The 19,224-nt window shown below is 39.8% G+C and carries 18 protein-coding genes; 13 read left to right on the forward strand and 5 right to left on the reverse strand.

The genetic code is table 11. From position 1 onward, the window contains the following. Positions 1–74 precede the first annotated feature (74 nt). The 5 genes from ACL8WY_RS06095 (at position 75) to ACL8WY_RS06115 (ending at position 8,442) form a co-directional block, all read left to right on the forward strand. Positions 75–3,062 (forward strand): SusC/RagA family TonB-linked outer membrane protein, encoded by a 2,988-nt coding sequence (locus ACL8WY_RS06095; RefSeq protein ID WP_436517536.1) that lies wholly within the window; start codon positions 75–77, stop codon positions 3,060–3,062. A gap of 17 nt (positions 3,063–3,079) precedes the next feature. Further along, positions 3,080–4,510 carry a RagB/SusD family nutrient uptake outer membrane protein gene (locus ACL8WY_RS06100; protein ID WP_436517537.1) on the forward strand — a complete coding sequence of 477 codons (1,431 nt, stop codon included), beginning with the start codon at positions 3,080–3,082 and terminating at the stop codon, positions 4,508–4,510. A gap of 11 nt (positions 4,511–4,521) precedes the next feature. Then, positions 4,522–5,364 carry a hypothetical protein gene (locus ACL8WY_RS06105; protein ID WP_436517538.1) on the forward strand — a complete coding sequence of 281 codons (843 nt, stop codon included), beginning with the start codon at positions 4,522–4,524 and terminating at the stop codon, positions 5,362–5,364. A gap of 72 nt (positions 5,365–5,436) precedes the next feature. Next, the gene (locus ACL8WY_RS06110) at positions 5,437–7,800 is read left to right on the forward strand and encodes a T9SS type A sorting domain-containing protein (RefSeq protein WP_436517539.1); all 2,364 of its coding nucleotides are present in this window, start codon (positions 5,437–5,439) and stop codon (positions 7,798–7,800) included. Positions 7,801–7,803: 3 nt separating this feature from the next. Continuing rightward, positions 7,804–8,442, forward strand: a complete 639-nt coding sequence (locus ACL8WY_RS06115) for a hypothetical protein (RefSeq protein WP_436517540.1) — start codon at positions 7,804–7,806, stop codon at positions 8,440–8,442. On the opposite strand, the gene ACL8WY_RS06120 is transcribed toward ACL8WY_RS06115, so the two are convergent. The 3 genes from ACL8WY_RS06120 to ACL8WY_RS06130 all read right to left on the reverse strand — a co-directional run bounded on the left by ACL8WY_RS06120 (position 8,439) and on the right by ACL8WY_RS06130 (position 10,268). Continuing rightward, complete coding sequence (locus ACL8WY_RS06120; RefSeq protein ID WP_436517541.1) at positions 8,439–8,867, reverse strand: DUF6438 domain-containing protein; 429 nt, start codon at positions 8,865–8,867, stop codon at positions 8,439–8,441. The genes ACL8WY_RS06115 and ACL8WY_RS06120 overlap by 4 nt on opposite strands. A gap of 41 nt (positions 8,868–8,908) precedes the next feature. Beyond that, the gene (locus ACL8WY_RS06125) at positions 8,909–9,676 is read right to left on the reverse strand and encodes a helix-turn-helix domain-containing protein (RefSeq protein ID WP_436517542.1); all 768 of its coding nucleotides are present in this window, start codon (positions 9,674–9,676) and stop codon (positions 8,909–8,911) included. A gap of 142 nt (positions 9,677–9,818) precedes the next feature. Continuing rightward, entirely contained in the window at positions 9,819–10,268 is a 450-nt protein-coding gene (locus tag ACL8WY_RS06130; protein ID WP_436517543.1) for a helix-turn-helix domain-containing protein, read from the reverse strand. A gap of 611 nt (positions 10,269–10,879) precedes the next feature. On the opposite strand from ACL8WY_RS06130, the gene ACL8WY_RS06135 reads away from it, so the two are divergent. Genes ACL8WY_RS06135 through ACL8WY_RS06145 form a run of 3 tightly spaced genes read left to right on the forward strand, consistent with a single transcriptional unit; the run spans position 10,880 to position 13,313 of the window. Then, positions 10,880–11,467: an RNA polymerase sigma factor gene (locus ACL8WY_RS06135; protein ID WP_436517544.1), complete on the forward strand. Its 588-nt coding sequence runs from the start codon at positions 10,880–10,882 to the stop codon at positions 11,465–11,467. Further along, on the forward strand, positions 11,448–12,161 hold the full coding sequence (locus ACL8WY_RS06140; RefSeq protein ID WP_436517545.1) for a hypothetical protein: 714 nt from the start codon (positions 11,448–11,450) through the stop codon (positions 12,159–12,161). The genes ACL8WY_RS06135 and ACL8WY_RS06140 overlap by 20 nt, the downstream gene beginning before the upstream one ends. A gap of 42 nt (positions 12,162–12,203) precedes the next feature. Then, the gene (locus tag ACL8WY_RS06145; RefSeq protein ID WP_436517546.1) at positions 12,204–13,313 is read left to right on the forward strand and encodes a hypothetical protein; all 1,110 of its coding nucleotides are present in this window, start codon (positions 12,204–12,206) and stop codon (positions 13,311–13,313) included. A gap of 53 nt (positions 13,314–13,366) precedes the next feature. Here ACL8WY_RS06145 and ACL8WY_RS06150 read toward each other — a convergent pair whose 3' ends face one another. Further along, complete coding sequence (locus tag ACL8WY_RS06150; protein WP_436517547.1) at positions 13,367–13,849, reverse strand: hypothetical protein; 483 nt, start codon at positions 13,847–13,849, stop codon at positions 13,367–13,369. A 98-nt stretch (positions 13,850–13,947) separates the two neighbouring features. Between ACL8WY_RS06150 and ACL8WY_RS06155 the strand changes: the two genes are divergently transcribed. The 5 genes from ACL8WY_RS06155 to ACL8WY_RS06175 are packed head-to-tail and all read left to right on the forward strand — an operon-like array spanning position 13,948 to position 16,570. Next, positions 13,948–14,877 carry an alpha/beta hydrolase gene (locus tag ACL8WY_RS06155; protein ID WP_436517548.1) on the forward strand — a complete coding sequence of 310 codons (930 nt, stop codon included), beginning with the start codon at positions 13,948–13,950 and terminating at the stop codon, positions 14,875–14,877. A gap of 11 nt (positions 14,878–14,888) precedes the next feature. After that, on the forward strand, positions 14,889–15,746 hold the full coding sequence (locus ACL8WY_RS06160) for an SPFH domain-containing protein (RefSeq protein WP_436517549.1): 858 nt from the start codon (positions 14,889–14,891) through the stop codon (positions 15,744–15,746). A 4-nt stretch (positions 15,747–15,750) separates the two neighbouring features. Next, on the forward strand, positions 15,751–15,903 hold the full coding sequence (locus ACL8WY_RS06165) for a hypothetical protein (RefSeq protein ID WP_436517550.1): 153 nt from the start codon (positions 15,751–15,753) through the stop codon (positions 15,901–15,903). A gap of 12 nt (positions 15,904–15,915) precedes the next feature. After that, complete coding sequence (locus ACL8WY_RS06170; RefSeq protein WP_436517551.1) at positions 15,916–16,422, forward strand: hypothetical protein; 507 nt, start codon at positions 15,916–15,918, stop codon at positions 16,420–16,422. After that, on the forward strand, positions 16,415–16,570 hold the full coding sequence (locus ACL8WY_RS06175; protein ID WP_436517552.1) for an Arc family DNA binding domain-containing protein: 156 nt from the start codon (positions 16,415–16,417) through the stop codon (positions 16,568–16,570). Before ACL8WY_RS06170 ends, ACL8WY_RS06175 begins: the two co-directional genes overlap by 8 nt. Before the next feature lie 30 nt (positions 16,571–16,600). Here the strand turns inward: ACL8WY_RS06175 and ACL8WY_RS06180 are convergent, their stop codons facing one another. Continuing rightward, on the reverse strand, positions 16,601–19,102 hold the full coding sequence (locus ACL8WY_RS06180) for a M14 family metallopeptidase (protein ID WP_436517553.1): 2,502 nt from the start codon (positions 19,100–19,102) through the stop codon (positions 16,601–16,603). Positions 19,103–19,224 lie beyond the last annotated feature (122 nt).

Here is a 19,224-nt window from a genome sequence, read left to right on the forward strand (position 1 = left end):
TTTACAATTATTTAGACTTTTTCAAAGCTACTCTTACAGGTTTAAAATCATTTTTTAACAAACAAATCATGCTTATGAAAAAGTTTTTCTTTTCATTGATTTTGTGTCTCTTGGCGATGGCTCAAATCCATGCCCAGAGGACGGTATCCGGTAAAGTCACCGACGATGAAGGTGAAGGTTTACCCGGAGTGAATGTGGTGATAAAAGGCACCACTACAGGAGTTACGACAGATATTGATGGCAACTATCGGTTACAAGTCAATGATGCTGATGTTCTCACTTTCAGCTATGTGGGTTTTGAATCCCAGGAAATAGCTGCTGGCACCAGGACCACCATTGATGTTACCCTAGGCGGTATTACTGAACTACAAGAAGTAGTAGTGACTGGTTATGGTGTTCAGGACAAGAGAGATCTATCCGGATCTGTCGCCTCTCTCAAGAAGGAGCAGATTGAAAATGTTCCATCCTTATCAATTGACAGAGTTTTACAAGGGAAGACAGCAGGTGTACAGGTAACTGGAACATCGGGTATCCCAGGTGGAGCTGTAAATGTCCGAATTCGAGGAGACGGTAGTATCAATGCTGGTAGTCAACCGCTCTATATAGTAGACGGGGTAATGATCTCTGCAGGTACGAATGATGCTCAGCTTGTTTCAACTACTAATGGCTTAGCTGCTCTTAATCCAAATGACATTGAATCTATTGATGTACTTAAGGATGCAGCTGCTTCTGCAATTTACGGAGCTCAAGCTGCCAATGGCGTTGTAATTATTACCACTAAAAGAGGGAAAGAGGGAAAAGCACAGTTTGAATTGAATGTTTCTACGGGAGTTATGGAAGACCTGAAAAGGTTTGATGTAATGACCGGTCCTGAATGGGTGGGATTCCACAGACAAGCATACGTTAACACGTTCGGAGAAGGTTCTCCTCAGCTTGCAGCTTTCCAAACACAATGGGGCGAAGCAAGCGATGCAATGAACACTGATTGGCAAGATCTTGCATTCAGGAGAGGTAATTTCAAAAACTATGAGCTGTCTGCAAGGGGTGGCAATGAAAATACCACATTCTTCGTGTCAGGCGCATATAATAAGACTGAAGCGCATGTGATTCGTACTAATTTCGAAAGATTCACATTGCGTACAAATATTGACACCAAGCTGACTGATAAAATCAAAGCAGGTGCAAATATTTCACTTTCAAATGTGGTTCAGAATCAGCCTTCAGAGGGTGGTTTCTTTGTGAGTCCAGTCTTCTCAGGACCTGCTGGTGTGCCAGCTGAGTCTCCGTTTAACCCAGATGGAACTTACAATGACAACTTGGTTTCTGCTAATGGTTCAAACTTTGTTAGATGGAATGACCTAAGTATTAATAATGCTGTAACAAACACTGTTGTAGCAAGATTATACGTGGAATATGAGCCAATCGACAACTTGATTGTGAGATCTTCTGGTAGTGTAGAAAACAGAGCTGGCCGAGAAATCGATTACTGGCACCCGAACACTAACGATGGTAGAGCATTTGGCGGATTGAATCAGAGTACACATGTAACTGACCAGTCACTTCAGACAAACCATACTATTTCTTATAATAGAGATATTGATAAGCACTCAATTTCAGGTTTGATAGGTATCGATTATCGATACGATCGCCAGACACTATTATATGCTGCAGGATCTGGATTTTCGAATGGTCTACTTTCCACTATAGCTAATGCTGCTACTCCACTAGGAGTAAATGGAACAGATACTGAATGGAAACTTGCCGGTATGTTCACTCGATTGGGGTATATCTATGATGACAAATACATTGCATCATTTACCATAAGAAGAGATGGATCTTCACGGTTTGGTGGAGGTAACGTATTTGGTGTTTTTCCAGCTGCATCAGTAGCATGGAGACTTTCATCAGAGTCATTTATGGACAATGTGAGTATTGTCAATGACTTAAAAATACGAGCGAGTTATGGTGAAACAGGAAACCACTTGATTGGAAACTTTGCTTCCTTAGGCTTGGTTGGCCCTGGCTCTTCATATCAGGGAGGTTCTTCACTGGTTCCTACCAACATTGCTAACCCATTATTGCAATGGGAAACGAATGTGTTCACAAACTTTGGTTTGGATTTCGGAATTCTTGATGGAAGATTCAGGGGGTCAATTGATTACTACATCAGAGACACCAATGATCTACTGTTGAACTCTCCAATCCCAAGAACCAATGGATTTAACACCATTACTAGTAACGTAGGTAAAATCAGAAACAGTGGAATTGAGATTGAATTGAACTCAACGAACATGTCTACAGGGGATTTCACATGGACAACCAATTTCAATATTTCATTTCAAGATAGTGAAGTGTTAGAGCTTGCTGATTCTGATACACTTGTAATTGCAAATTCAGGCCAGACTTACATTGTAGGTCAGGAAATGAATGCATTCTATTTACAAGGTTGGGCTGGTGTAAATCCTGCAGATGGTCGTCCAATGTGGTATGATGAGAATGGTGAAATCACTTATCAAAATGCCTCAGGTAACACTCGAAATGTAGTAGGATCGGCACTTCCAGATTACTTCGGAGGTATCACAAACAGCTTCTCATACAAAGGATTTGAGCTAAGCATATTGTTCCAATTCCAAGTGGGCAACCTTGTGAGAAATACACAGAGAGCGTACATGTTGGACGCTGGTAACTCTGGTGGATCCAGAGGTCTCTTAAGGGAAAACTTCAACTCTTGGGAGCAGCCGGGCGATCTAGTACCTAATGTAATCCCACTGGTTGGAGCTCAGGCATATGCGAATGGAGCTGGAGATGCCAATGGTACAAATAACACCCGATTCCTTGAAAGAGGTGATTATCTGAGACTGAAAGAAGTACTTTTTGGCTATAGCCTACCAAGTGATTTAGTTTCTAAAATTGGATTAAACAGAGTTCGAATCTATGCTACTGGTGTAAACCTTTGGACTATGACTGAATTCCAAGGGTATGATCCTGAGGTTACAGGTACAGGGTTTGGGGTAGTTCCTCAGGCGAGGACTTACACTTTTGGAGCACAAATTGGTTTTTAATCTAAATACTAATTGAAATGAAAAAATATAAAATAATCTTAGTTGCTTTAGTAGCGTCAATTAGTTTTTCCTCTTGCGAGGACTGGCTAGATGTGCAACCAGAGCAAAGCATATCAGAAGAACTTGCTTTTTCTACACCTGAAACAGCAAGTGCAGTAATGTTAGGCGGGTACACAGGAATGTTTGCACAAGCCTATTATGGTCGCGATATGATTATCGCACCAGAATTGTTGGCAGATAATGCCAAAATTTCGCTTAACAATAGCGGTAGATTACTCGGAGAAAGCACAAATGATGAAAGGTCTCACATTGGAGATCAGGCATTTTGGACCGCTTGCTACGATGTGATCAATAGGGTAAATCTTATGCTTGCAAATATTGAAAGCACGCCAGGTTTATCGCAGGGACAAATTGATCAGTTTAGAGGAGAGTCATATTTTCTTCGAGGCTTGGTATATTTCGATCTTGCGAGAGTTTATGGAAGGAATCCAAATTTCTTAATAAACAATTTTGACTTAGGCGCTCCAATTCTGCTGACTCCATTCGATGGTTTGGATGAGGATGCATTCCCTGCAAGAGCTACTATAAACGAGGTTTACAATCAGTCAAAAGCTGATTTAACTCAGGCAATTGCTTTGTTAGGAAATTCGGGTCAGCCCTTTAGAGGAAGCCAAGTCGCAGCCAAAGCTTTGCTTTCGAGAGTACATCTGTACCTACAGGAATGGCAAGATGCTGCTGACTTAGCTACTGAGGCTATCAACGAGTCTGGTTTGACATTGACGCCACAGGCTAATTATTTCGACATATTCACAAATGATTCTGAAGCATTATTTAGCCTTAGAATTACCATAAATGAGTCTTTAGGAAACAACAACTCGATTGCAGTTTTGTATGTCCTTAGCCCGGATGGTTCTGGATACGGAGATGCCATTGTTCGTCAAAATTTACTAGATGCATTTGAAGCCGGTGATGTAAGGAGAGATTCCATTCAAACAACACTTAGGAATGGACAACTTGTAGAAAACACATTGAAGTTCAATAGCTACGGTGGTTCCATCGGCGAGGATAACATTCCTATCATTCGACTTTCGGAAGTTTACTTGAACAGAGCTGAAGCACTGGCAGAGCTAGGAGGAGGTAATGAAGCAGCTGCTCTTGCTGACCTAAATGCGATCAGAAACCGCGCTGGATTACCAAATGCGACAAGTTCTGGAGCAGCCCTGATCCAGGATATTCTCGACGAAAGAAGAATTGAGTTGGCATTTGAAGGCCATAGATTCTTTGATTTGAAAAGACGTGGACTTGATATCACCAAAGGAAATCCTGTGGATGATTGTGTGGTGTGTACTATTCCATATTCAGATTATAGAGTAGTAGCAGCTATCCAACAAGCAGAGCTGGATGTGAATCCTAATTTGGTGAACAATCCTGGATATGGTGACAACTAAAATTTAGAAAAATGAAAAAATTATTAACAATATTTTCAATCGCCCTCTTGGTTTTTTCTTGTGAAGAATTTTCCGATGGCATATATAGTGGTCCAGATCAAGTCGCTTTTGCAAGAACAACTGCAACAGGCCTTTATTTGGAAGAAGCAGCGACTGGGGACAATGATCTAGATTCACTCGAGGTGCAATTAATCGGACCTCAGAGATCAACAGCAACTGATGTTAACTTTGAACTAGATGCAACTGCCAATCAAGCAATAGAAGGTGTTCACATTGACTTTGTTACCACGGGAGGTACGCTTACCATCCCTGCTAACGCAAGTAGTGGATACATCTACTTCAATGTATTGTCAGACAACTTTAGCATAAGTGATAACATTAACTTGGTAGTTAATCTCACGTCAACTGATATTAAAGTGGCTGGTAATTTTGCACAAACAACTAAGAGTCTCGCAATTACGTGTGAGTCAAACTTAGCTGGTGACTACAGTGCAGTTTCTTCCGGTTCGTCAACAGACGGATGCGTAGCAGGAAATGGCAATACTGTCATTACAAATCTGGCTTACTCTACGGTTACTATCACTGAGGGATCAGGTGTTGGTGTTTATACAATATCGAACAGCTTTGCTGGATTGTACGATGCTTGGTATGTGCCTTGCTACGGATATTCTGCAGGTGAGTCAAACCCACTTACAGATGTATGTGGAGATCTAAGTGGATCATGGTTGGACATTTATGCACCAAATAATCCATTTGCAATGACAGGATCTGTAGATGGAAGTGGGGTAATAACTCTAAGTTGGACAAACGCCTTCGGAGATCAAGGCACAACAGTCCTAACTCCAATTCCTTGATTTATATCAAACTAAAGTTTATAGGGAGCATCTCGGTGCTCCCTATTTTGTTTGTCATTTAAAATTTTCATCATGAAAGTTCTATTCTCCCTGATTGCAATAGCAATCACACTCATTAGTTATTCGCAAGAATTTCATCCAGAGATAATCTGCTATGCTTCGTCTAAAGTAGAAAACACAAGAGTTGGGGTATTAAACAGGCACAGACATGCAACCGCACCTCTGTCAACAACTCAAACAAGCACATTTGAAGTCGAATATGTGGGTTTTACCGATGAGGCCAAGGCTGCCTTCCAGCATGCAGTAGATATTTGGTCAAGTATTCTTAGCAGTGATGTAACAATTCGTATAACTGCCAACTGGGAGTTATTAGGTCCTGGTGTTTTAGGCTCTGCAGGCTCAAATGGCTCTGCTAGAAATTTTGCAGGAGCACCCTTGCAAAATATTGATTATCCCATTGCACTTGCAGAAAAACTAGCAAGAAGAGACTTAAATTCTACATTCGCTCCAGATATCAATGCCAGATTCAGTAGTGGTATTGATTGGTATTACGGCTTAGATGGAAATCCCTCAGCTGGGGAATATGATTTGGTTTCAGTCGTGCTACATGAGATTGGTCATGGATTAGGTATTGCTGGCAGCTTTGGTTCTAATGTTGCTACTCAGATAGCAGATCATAGTCTGTTTACCGGATTCCCAAGAATTTATGATACATACTTATACTCAGGAAATAATTTAATCATTGATCGTAACATATATGATAGTCAATCAGCTATTTATCAAGTTACCACGTCAGGCAATGTTACATTCAACAGTGAAATAGCAAAGGCAAGAAATGGTGCCTTTTTCCCCCCAATTTTTTCTCCAAGCCCTTATAATCCAGGGTCCAGCATTTCGCACCTAGACGAATCTACCTATCCTGCAGGCGATCCAAACTCTCTGATGACTCCACAAATAGGACAGGCGGAGGCCATTCATGATCCAGGTGATGTATTGTATGGAATTATGATAGACATGGGATGGGAATATGCTTTCTTCAATCACACAGCAATCGGAGATACCGAAGATGAAGCTTCCAATCTTTCTTTTGTTACGGATATAGACAGTGATATGGGATATAGCAATGTGATGCTTAACTATAGTATAGACGGTGGTAGCCTTATTTCGGTCGCGATGAATGTAACAGGGAATACTGATGAATACAACATCGAAATTGCAAATCCAGGTGCTTCTTCAATATCCTACTTTTTCAGTATAGAGGACGAATACGGGAGATCAATAAATGGTGATGAATTTTCATTTGCTATTGGCCCTGACAACATTTCTCCTATGATAGTACATGAACCAGTTACAACTTTCAGAAAATTTGGAAACGATGTATTCCCGGAGTTTAACATAGCAGTTTCAGACAACATCGGTATAGCGTCTGCCCAAGTTGAATACAGAGTGAATGGTGGTGCTATTGAGACCTTGGATATTGATTCAGAGTCGATCACATTACCCCTTGATATAACTCAACTTGAATTTGGAGATATAGTAGAATACAGAATAAACGCACAAGACAATTCATCGAATTTAAATGTTTCAGTCTTGCCCGAAGTAGGATTCTATGAAATTCTGGTAATCGATATAATTACAGAGAGCTATGAGGTAGATTTTGATTTAGATGGTGGTCGGACATTCGATCCTGACGATATATTTACTGTCGAACAGCCTACTGGCTTTAATTCACTTGGGTATCACTCAGCACATCCTTATGTCGAAGGAACAGATCAGACCGATTACTATCTAAACTTCCTTGGTGATATTGTGCTTGGCCAGCAAACATTAGTTTTAGAATATGAAGACATTGCATTAATTGAACCCGGTTTGGCCGGCAGCCAGTTTGGCACTGGTGCATTTGCCGATTATATCTCATTGGAAGGTTCTGCCGATGGCGGGAATACGTGGATTACATTGAGTGGATATGATGCTTCATATACAAGCACATGGCTTGATAAGTACAACGAAAATATAGTAAATGGCAATTCGCTTGCTGAAGCAAATTCCTCTCTTTATGAGGCACATGCTTTTAAACTAAATGAATTTTTTCAAGATAATTCAATAGTCAAACTACGATTTCATTTGTTCACAAACAGTGCCAATGTAGGTTGGGGATGGGCGATAAAAAACTTCAGCATTTCTACAGAGGTTCCTTTATCTGTAAAGAAAGATGATCCCATTTTTATTTATCCAAACCCGGTTTCAGAATATTTACATATCAATGGATTCAATAAATCTGATACCTATCAAATTTTAGACGCTAATGGTAAAATCATATTGAAGGGTTTTACAAGTGATCAAATAACAACTCAAACTCTAGATTCTGGTGTATATCACTTGGTCTTAACAACACCAGACGGAGGAAATAAAAAAATGACTTTTATAAAAAAATAATATATGAAATTTCTAGCAGCATTACTTGTTTCATTCTCCTTTTTCAAAACAAGCGCACAAATCTCAAACATTCAAACATTACAAGGTCAGATTATTAAGGAAAATGATATCAGAGGCCTAGCAGAGGGCTCTCCTTATTTGATTGACGAATTTACTGAGGGATATATAACCTACCCGGAGAAGACATTCAAAGGGGTATTCATGAGATACAACTTATACAAAGAATCGTTTGAAATGGAACGCGAAACCGGAGAAATCATTGAGCTAAGAATGGACGGCATCCTAAAACTTGGCTTTGATAGAAAAAGACCTGAAGTATTCGGTGTGGAAATGATTTCAATTGACAATGTCTGGTATCAGGAGCTTATTCCTGATAGGTTTTACAAATTTTCTAAAACAACCATTGTAGAAGATGCACAGCCAGGTTACAACACCGCTGAACGTCGAAAAAGATTTGTGACTCAGACCCAATACTTCATCACAGATTCGAATCTTATTCTAAGTGAGATCAACCTTAAAAAGAAAGAGATACAGCCATTGCTAACAAATCAGGAAAAAACCAATAAGTATATCAAGTCCAATAGGCTGAAATACACCAAAGAAGAGGATGTGATCAAAATCATCGCTTTCGATACTAACTAATTGATTAAACCCCGGGCGGATAGGATTTCATCTATAATTGAATTCAATTTTTCCATTCGGGGTTTATCATTTTCCATAGTAAATACAATCTTCTCACCATCAATCAATACCTCCAACTCTTTACCTCCAGAATCTATCGCACTGACATTTATTGTGTCAGAATTACTCTTAGCAGCAATCTCATTTACAATATTCTGCACTTTTCTAAATTCCTCCCTATTCAATTTGAAACGTTGTAAGCCAACTTCAACATTCTCTATTCCTTCAAAGTTCAGATTTCTTAAGCTGTCAATTTTTACCTTATAAACTGGACAGCTTCCCATGCACGCAAACGATGAATAATTAATTGCATAAGTCGATTGGTTTTTCTGAGAGGCACAGCCATAGACAATCAATAAAAATACAATGATCCAGATCCTTTTCATACTCGTCAAATTAATAAGGTAACAAGTTAGCAACCCTAAGCTCATACTGAGGCAAAGAATTTTTTAGGGCTTGTATTCAAGAAGTACTTAAAATCCTTGATCAAATGTGATTGATCATAATAACCACACAGGTAGGTCAATTCGGTTAAGCTTTGGCTGGGATCTTCCAAATAAGAATTAATGAAACAATTGATCTTTTCAATCTTGCAAAACTCTTTCGGTGTAAGACCCACCTCTCTATTGAAATGCTGCTCCAGCTTGGATTTGCTTACGTTTAGAGCCAGGTAAATATCCTTGACAGAGGTTTTTCCACAAGATGCTCTTATTTGATCCACAGAGTTCAGTATTGTTTCATTGTAATTGTAGAAGTCTATAGAGGTATCTAAAATATCCTCAACCACATCACTTGCTGCATAGGTGTTTTCTCCTTCCCATGCACTCATAAGGTCTCTTTTATGACCTTGACCTAAATCAATAGCAAATATGCCGTTTGAAAGCTCTTTCAGCTCCTTAGCGATCTTATTGGCATAGATAGGATTTATTTTAACTATTAGTAAGTCAGAGTTTTGCTCCATCGATAGCATTGCTCCTCGCCTTCTCGGCATGCAAAAGTACCCTTTGCCCTCTTTGAGAAGTAGTGACCTAACACTTCCCATACATTTAATCGTTATATCAGACCCTAGCGGGATAAAAATCTCAGCCATATTATCAGGCACCAGAATCTTTGATGAATTTTGTCGCATTGATTCTATTCGTAGAATTTTATCTACAATAGCAATCTTTTCAGTTAGTCCTAATTGAGTATACATATTGGTGATAGTCGTTTCAACCAAAACGTATTTAAGGACCCCACTACTTATTGATTTTCAGCTACATATGTTAAGAATCGTGATTCTTTATATAAAGGATCACGATTTTATATATTTTTAAAAAAAAGAGACAGGGTTTTCGCTATTTAGACTGTTTTAGCGCTCGAAATTGAGTTGGAGACATTCCAGTCTCACTTTTAAAGGCATTGTAAAAAGAAACTTTGTTGGAAAATCCACTTTCATCAGCAATCGCTTCTATTGTGTAATGATCAAAATTACCCCCTATAAGTAGTTCCTTAGAATGTTCAATTCTAAAAGAGTTGATGAACTTATTGAAGTTTCCGTTACTGTGCTTGTTAATAGATCGTGATAGTTGCCTTTCATTATACGAAAGCTCACTGGCAAGATCAGATAGCTTAAGACTCTTATTGAGAAAGTATTTCTCGGTGGTAATGAGGTCAATGGTTTTGTTGAATATTTTATTCAATTCCTCCTCATCTTTCTCACTATCATCTTCAAATGATTTTTTAGGTCGATATTTTGTATACCATATAAGCGCAATACCAACTAAGGTTAAACCTATTGCAATCATTATCCAATTCACTTTGAGTGGTAGTAGTTATTATTTAAACAAGCATTAAAGCTAACAACCCTCATTCGTGGGAAAAATCTTCTTTTTTACAGTTAGATGGTTTCAGCCTTTTTTACAATTATCAAAAAGGGCTCAGCTCTATTCTTGTATTCCTCTTCATACTTAACAGAGGGGTTTCAGGTTGTTATCTGGCCCCTCTTTTTTTTATACGGTAAATATTGGGTATAGAATTATTCAAAGAATAATATTTCATAATTCTTAGTTATTTCAATCTTAACAACCTGAAATATTATTTTTTCGTTGAAAAGTGTACATTTGGAATACCATCAGCTATAATCAAAACCCATGGAAAAGAAGAAAAGAGACAATTGGCTCAATTTCAAAAATATAATCCATTATGCGTTTGATGATATGTGGCGAAGCATGTGGCAGTTTCTTCTGAAAAGACAAAACAGGTTTCACAGGCACCATGCCCATCACGACGATTAAATCATTGAACAATTAGAAATAAATAGAAAGTCGGCTTTTTGCCGACTTTTTTTGTTTTAAATAATTTCACCCCACGCAACCATTAGCTTTATAGCTGCATCTACCCCATGAAGGTCAAAACCATGCTGCGAATAAATAAGTCACTAACCGAAGAAGAACTGCTGGAAGGCTGCCGTAAGGGCAAGGCTTCCTCACAGCGTGGCTTGTATGACCGCTTGGCTCCCAAAATGTTGGGAGTGTGCCTCCGATACATAAAGGACCGTGAAGAAGCAGAACATGTGATGATTGGAGGTATCGTAAAGGTTTTTGAAAAAATGGATCAGTTTAAAAGCGAAGGAAGCTTTGAAGGCTGGGTGCGTAGGATCATTGTCAATGATTGCCTGATGTACATTCGAAAGAATAGAAATATGTCATTGCAAACAGACATTGAAAGCGCATCTGATAACCCAAACCTGAGTGTCATGGAAGATGCTCTTGACAAAGAAGATCTTCTTAAACTGATAGGAGAACTACCTGTAGGATACAGGACCGTCTTCAACCTCTATGCAATAGAGGGATATAGTCATGCAGAGATTGCAGAGCAGCTGGATATCAGCGAAAATACCTCTAAATCTCAGCTGAGCAGAGCCAGAAAATGGTTACAAACCCGACTGGCAGAATTGGAAAACGAATTTGAAAATAAGATTACAAATGGATCAACAAAACATTGATCGGTTATTTAGGGAAAAACTAGGTCAGCTGGAAGTTACACCTTCCGCCAAAGGCTGGTCTCAGGTTGAAAAACAAATTCGGCCTAAGAAAACTCCCATTGTCTACTGGGTAGCAGCTTCGGTTTCGCTACTGTTCATCTCATGGATGGTATGGCCAGAAGCTACAGAACCGACATTAACGACGGTGGCCTCCGAGGTTAACTACCCGGTAAATCAAGAATTACCAAGTTTCGAACTGCCCGTGATAAAAACTCAGGAAGAGGACAAAGTCAAAAGTTTACCTCAGCCAGTTCAGAAAACGCAAAATCAGGTTATTCAAGAACCACAGTTTGCTGTGAATGAAACAAAAGATGAAAAGTCAGACATCATAAAAGATGTCGCTCCTGAAATTGAAGAACTGAACGCAAGCCATGCGGTTGCTGAAGTTGAACTGGAAGAGCCGGTAATACTTGAAGAAGTAAAAGACGAAGTAGAGAAACCTACTTTCAGAGCGGTGAAAATAACCTATATCGCATCGGCTGGAAAAAGCACGAAAGAAGATGTACAAAAAAATGATTCCACCGGAGTGTTGAAGAAATTCATCGCTTTTACGGAAAAAATAGACCCGGGAGATATGTTGGCTGACATCAAAACAGCAAAAGACAATCTGCTTAATGGTGGATTGAAAAATAAAAAGGACAGAAGCTCATTATAAAAGACTAAGAACATGAAAACGACAACTAAAAAATATAGAAGGATGAAGTCATTATTAGCCCTTTTGGCAATCATATTGATATTTCCTGCAACTGCCGCAATAACAGATCCGGTGGGAGCAAAACAGGATACTGTAATCATAGAGTTGAATAACAACAGCAAGATTGTAATCATAACCAAGAGCAGGGAAGATCTTGCTTCTCTAGAAAACTATGACATCAATCAGATGGTCAAAGATCTGAATGCTCAGCTTTCGGATAGCGTAGAATACATGGAAATCCAGGATGGAAAGGCCTATGTGAATGAAGATGATGAGGTAGAAATGAAAGACTGGAGAATCAACGACGATGAAGTACGAATAAAACTTGGAGGAGTAGAAGTAGACGTAGATCCAGATGAAATGGAGCGCTGGGACGAAGATGATTGGGAAGATCGAAAAAAAGTTACCTACGAAGCAGAAAGAGTAGATAAAACGACACATCACTTTAATATCGATATAGGCCTTAACAATTGGTTGGAAGATGGGAGTTTTCCTGAAGGTAACTCACCATATTCGATCAAATCATTTGGCTCTTGGTATGTAGGTCTGAATAGTACTAACAGAACCTGGGTTGGAGGTCCACTCTTTTTGGAATGGGGAGTAGGCATCAACTGGTATAACTGGAAGCTAGAAGATCCAGACTACATCATCCAGGAAGGAGCCAACGAAATAGAATTCAATCTTGCCCCTCCAGCACAAAACGGCCAAAAGAGTAAGCTTACTGCATCTTATATCAATGCGACGCTTGTTCCAATGTTTGATTTTTCCAGAGGCAGAAGAAAGATCACCAGTATAGAATCAGGAGGACTTAGAATTAAAAGATACTCTAGAAAAGGATTCCGATTTGGCGTTGGAGCATATGCCGGGTATAGAATTGGCAGCCATACCAAATTCAAATTCAAAGAAGATGGCGATAGAGATAAGGATAAGGAAAGTGACAACTTCTTTCTGGAAAACTTCAGATATGGTCTCAGAGCACAGATTGGATGGAAAGGTGTAGAACTATTTGCTAACTACGACTTGAACGATGTATTCTCATCCAACAGAGGTCCAATAAATGCAGATGGTGAAAATGCCAGCTTGAGTGCCATTAGTTTTGGTATCACGCTCTAAGTAAACATATCATTTAGCATCAGCGAGAGCGTCATCATTTGGTGACGCTTTTTTTATGTCTCCTCATGGAGTGACATTCGTTCTTCTTTTGTCAATCTCATGTCTCTAACGAACTTATCTTCTGATGGTCTCAGAAATGAATATTGTACCAGAACACCAAAATAGGCAACAACAAATAAGAAGGATGGAGCGATCCACATAGCTCCGGCTGCTACCATCCCACCAGCTGCCAAAAGGCCATATTTCATCAAATTACGTTTCTTGAACTCACCCATTTTCTGATTTATAGACATCTGATCCTTCAGACTATACTGCACCTTCTTTCCCTTCCAGGCGTACCAACTGAGGTATCCAACCACCCATAGAAGCTGAGTAAGCAAAATGAATACGAGTCCTTCGATCGTACCTTCTTTGTTTCCCGAATCCCATTCCAAAAAGAGCAACGCAAAAGGAATAAGTGTAATGGCGATAATACCATGATATATCTGATAAATCTGGTGATGATAATCCTTCCAGTTCGCAGCGTTTTGTTCCATGCTGCAAAAGAACCAAAAAAATCCTGAGTGCAACCATTCTAAAAATATTGACGTATATTACTATGATATCATTTTAATATCACTCAAGTAAACTATAAATGAAAACGATTTTATCACTTCTTGCGCTTTTTCTTTCGATCGCTTTGTACAGTCAGTCCTTTACAGAGAAGGAAGTGCAAGTCGACGAACTGCGAGGCACACTAAGCATACCTGACAAAAAAACTAATACAGCTGTCCTTTTAATCTCAGGCTCCGGTCCTACAGATAGAAATGGAAACAGTGCTTTGGGTTTAAATAACAATTCTCTCAAAATGGTAGCTCAAGAGCTGACGGAAGGTGGCTATGCAGTATTGCGCTACGATAAAAGAGGTATTGCGGAAAGCAAGACAGCAGTTGCGGATCCAACAAGCATTCGTTTCAATGATTTTATTGATGATGCCAAAAGCTGGATCGATTTACTTTCAAATGAAGGTTACACAGAAATTGTCATTGCCGGTCATAGTCAGGGCTCACTCGTAGGCATGCTTGCTGCTCAAGACAATGAAAATGTGAAAGGTTTTGTTTCGCTAGCCGGACTGGCCGAAGATGCGGGAAATGCAATTGTTCGCCAGCTAGGCGCACAATCTCCAATGCTGGCTGAAGACGCAAAGATCAACATTGATTCTATAAAAGCCGGGTACACAGTAAACCAATTCAATCCATATCTGATATCGATATTTGGGCCTGCCATTCAGCCATTTTTAAAATCTTACATTGCTTATGCGCCCGCCCAAGAAATAACAAAGCTTGACATACCAGTTCTAATCATTAACGGAACTACAGATCTTCAAATAGACATTGATCAAGCCTATCAATTGAAAGAAGCCTTTCCTGACGGAGAATTACTCATCATCCAGGGAATGAACCATGTACTGAAAGATGCTCCTGCAGATGACCTGGCTGCAAATGCAGCAACCTATAACAATCCCGATTTGCCACTAAGTGAAGGGCTTATTTCCGGAATATTGAAATTCATTGAAAAACTTTAAAATCAACGACTATGCAAGCACAAGAAAAAAATCATACCCCAGCGTCAGGCTACCTGGCTTTATTTGTCAATTTCACATTACTGGGGACGTTTATTACTATGGTATCCACTACGCAGCAACCCATTTGGTTGCTACTACTACTGCCATGGTTGATTATGATGCCGGGTTTCTTTTATGTGAATCCAAACGGTTCACGTGTCCTCGTACTGTTTGGCAAGTACATTGGAACCGTGCGGGAAAATGGTTTTTACTGGGTCAATCCTTTTTATGTAAAGAAGAGAATAAGCTTGCGGGCAAGAAATTTTGACAGTGAGCGAATCAAAGTGAATGACAGCATAGGTAACCCAATCATGATCTCTGTAATTCTTGTATGGCGAGTAAAGGATACGTTCGCGGCAGCTTTTGAAGTAGATGATTATGAAAACTTTGTACGTGTTCAAACAGATGCCGCGGTAAGAAAGCTGGCAGGTAGCTACCCGTACGACAACTTTGATGATGAGCAAGCGGATGTAACCTTACGATCCGGCATCAAAGAAGTAAATGAAGACCTGGAGAAAGAGCTGGATGAACGTTTAGCTATTGCCGGCATAGAGATATTGGAGGCTCGAATCGGATACCTTGCCTATGCACAAGAAATTGCCAGTGCGATGCTCAGAAGGCAGCAAGCGACTGCTATCGTCGCTGCAAGACACAAAATTGTAGAAGGAGCTGTGAGCATGGTCGAAATGGCTTTGGAACAGCTCAAGGAGAAGGAAGTCATTGAGTTGGATGAAGAACGTAAAGCTGCAATGGTCAGTAACCTTATGGTCGTGCTGTGTGCAGATAAAGATGTGGCGCCAGTTGTAAATTCCGGGACACTTAATCATTAGAGCAATGAACAACTACAAATTTCTTAAGCAAAAAACTTTTGAGAAGATTGATAAGTTTGAAAAGCGGCTGAATGAAAGTACAAGTCAGGGCTGGAAAGTTAATTGTATTTCCAGTGATCATGGATCAATAACTGCTTTACTAGAAAGAGAGCGTTAAAAACCAAATACTATGAAAGGGAAACTACTTTTCAAAGAAGAACAAAGTTTTGTCGGTACCTGGATGTGGTATTTAGTGATAGGCATCACCCTTCTATCTGTAGGAGGAACAGCTATAGGCTTAATGTTTACCAAAGATTCAGAAGGTATCATTGGCCTTGTGTTATCAGCGATCGTTACCGGAGGCGTGGTTGTTTTACTCTACACCTCTAAACTTTATGTTTCCATCGATCAGGATCATCTTTACTATCGATATCCTCCTTTTGTAAACAAGGAAAAAAAGCTTGGCAAAGCGGATGTGAAGGAAATCTACATTCGGAAATACAAACCGATTACCGAATATGGTGGTTGGGGCTATCGATTCCGATTTCGATCGGGTAGAGCAATGAATGTAGCCGGGAACCAAGGATTGCAGCTACTGCTAAAAAATGATAAACGATTATTGATTGGAACACAAAAACCAGAAAAGATGAAGCAAGCAGTGAGGCGATTGAAAGAAAACTGGGGACTAGATGGCTAAGAAAAAACCCTTTGCACTACGTCTAAACGAAGACACTATGAAGGCCCTTGAAAAATGGGCAGCGGATGAGTTTCGCTCAACCAACGGTCAGATCGAATGGATCATTCACAAGGCTCTTAAGGAAAATGGAAGATTGAAGAATAAATAAGCCGATCATAGATCGGCTTATTTTCGATTTTTACTGCCCTACAAAGAACATCGCATTTACCATTAGCAGTTTTCCATTCTGCCAGAAAGATCTGAAAAGTGGATTGTCTACGATATGAACAATCTGTCCTCTACCCTTACTCTCAACACCAAAAACAAGCGTTTCCGCCATATCTTCCTTCGCATATTGTCCGGCGAATCCACTCAAAAGATCCTCCTTGCCCACCACGATTCCAACGTTGTTTCCATCAAGATATGCAACGCGTCTTGATCCTGTCTTTAGCGTGTAATACAGATCACCATAGCCAAAAGCTAGCGGGTGCGTCTTATCCATTTTCACCTTGTATATAGCACCCGGTGAGAACCCTTTGATGAATTCTCGTTCTTGATTTTCAAATGCTACCAAACGTGCTTTTTCATCCCGCTCATTCCCTATTTTCTCGGCCTCTTTCTTTTCTGCATCGGTTGCATAGGCAGATAATGAAGAATAATCGGTGTCTTTCAATTTGCTGAGCGCTCCATCGATTGCGATTAGCTTTCCGCCTTCAGAAACCCACTCTATCAATTTTTTCATCTCTCGCTCGCCAAAGCTGCTATACCAGCCACTTTGCATAATTATCACATCATATTCTGAAAGGCTTACACGACCAAAGTAGTCTGTACCTAAAATGGTGATTGGATACTCCAACTCTTGTTCCATGAAATGCCAGGTAGCACCAAACGCAAGTGAGGAAGTCCCATCTCCTCCTAGCAAAGCAATTTTTGGGCGCTTCAGATAACGAACCTCCGAAGAACCAATGTCCGGACCTGCATCCATAAATCCTGTTTGTATAATTGCAAGTGATCGTTGATGAGTTGTAGCAAGTGATGATACCTTCTCTTCAAAGTTTTTAATTCCTTTATTGTCGCGCCTTGAGATAATTAAACTACCACGCTCAATCGATTCCCCTTTGTAAATCATTGGTTTTTGAGTGAATCGAACCTTTATATCTGCTTTAAGCACGGCCGCAAGGAACCGGGCGTCATCCATACTGTTCCACTTACTTACAAAAGCATAAACCTTCTCGGGCGCATTTAGAGGGCTATATTCATCTTCTTTTGAATCATTTACACTAATCATTTGAGTGGACGCATAAGCCTGTACTCCGTACGCATAAGGCACACCCCAAGCCGTAATGTCATAAGTCACTGAATCAACGAGCTTGGTTTTAGGCTCGAATAGAATCTGTGCCAATGTTGCTTTTGGTTGGTCCATATTTACCACAAGATCATTGGCACCAATAGAGAAGCTCGTTTGTTGGCCTGTTTTATAATCATATCCTTTAATTCCTCGTCCGGAAGCACTTCCATATTCTATTCCCTGATTGTCTAGCCAGGATCTCAGCCTAGTGAATTTGTCATCATTTCCATCATACTTCATCACAAAGGTCTTGTATTTCAATGATGGCTTATCGCCAAAAAAACTTTGAAACTGGGTCAGCAATCGATCTGAATTATTTACTGCTATTTCAATCGTTGAAAGACCTGTAGTATAGTGATGCGCTATCCGGTCTTTCAATGTAAGGCTGTCTCCTTCCTGCTTGATGATCCCTAACCCGGCTCTCCCGTGTCCTGCTTGCTCATAGGTCATCCCAATGGATCCATTGTAACTTGGATATGTATCTCCATAGCTCGGATACAATAAATCAAAGAATTGTTTGGTGAAATAAAACCAGTCATTTGCATCAAAATATTTCGCATGATTTCGGCCAATCTCCGTCTGGAAATCTCGCTGAAATTGCGTCAACAATTCATGGTATGGCTGAGCAGCTGGAGCGAAATAGTATGGAGAATTAATTCCCTGTTCGTGAAAATCAACATGTATCTGAGGAAGCCATTTATTATAGACTTTTATTCTACTCTGACTTTCTATTTGGGTCTGCCATGCCCAATCTCTGTTAAGATCAAACAGGTAATGATTCGCTCTTCCTCCCGGCCAAGGTTCATTGTGCTCCAAGGCATTTGGATCAGGATTGTATGGTTGGCTGGCATTTTGCCAATAAAAATTAACGTAACGATCTCTTCCATCGGGATTGATACATGGATCAATAATTATTACAGCTTTATCTAACCATTCACTTTTTTCTGATCCACTTCTGATCAACTCATAGATGGTAGCCATCGAAGCTTCCGTTGATGAAGACTCATTTCCATGGACATTATAGCTTAGCCAGATAATTGGAATATTAGTTGTTGGTGCTCCTTCAATTATTCCTGCACGCTTCAGGTTATCCATTCGGATTCTTTCCAGATTGCTTAAGTTTTCTTTTGAAGAGACGTACGCAAGTAGAAGAGGTCGATCTTCATACGTTTTTCCATATTGCTGAAGGATTACTTTTTCTGATTCCTCTGATACATGCTTGTAGTAATCAACTACTTGATGATGGCGTGAAAATTTCTCCCCCAACTCATAGCCTAAAAATTGCCTCGGACTTTGAATTTGAGCAGATAGTACCGTTGATGCTAATAGGAAAATAGCGAGAAATGTCTTCATTTAGTTTTATCTTTAATAGTCACCAAATTAAATCTATAAACTCAGCCCGCAAACCGAAAAGTGTTGGGCGGTCGTCAGATTTGAGCTAATCAAAGTTTATATTTGAAATGCTGGCTAATTGT

The sequence above is a fragment of the Ekhidna algicida genome, from assembly GCF_051379705.1.
In the GTDB taxonomy this organism is placed as follows: domain Bacteria; phylum Bacteroidota; class Bacteroidia; order Cytophagales; family Cyclobacteriaceae; genus Ekhidna.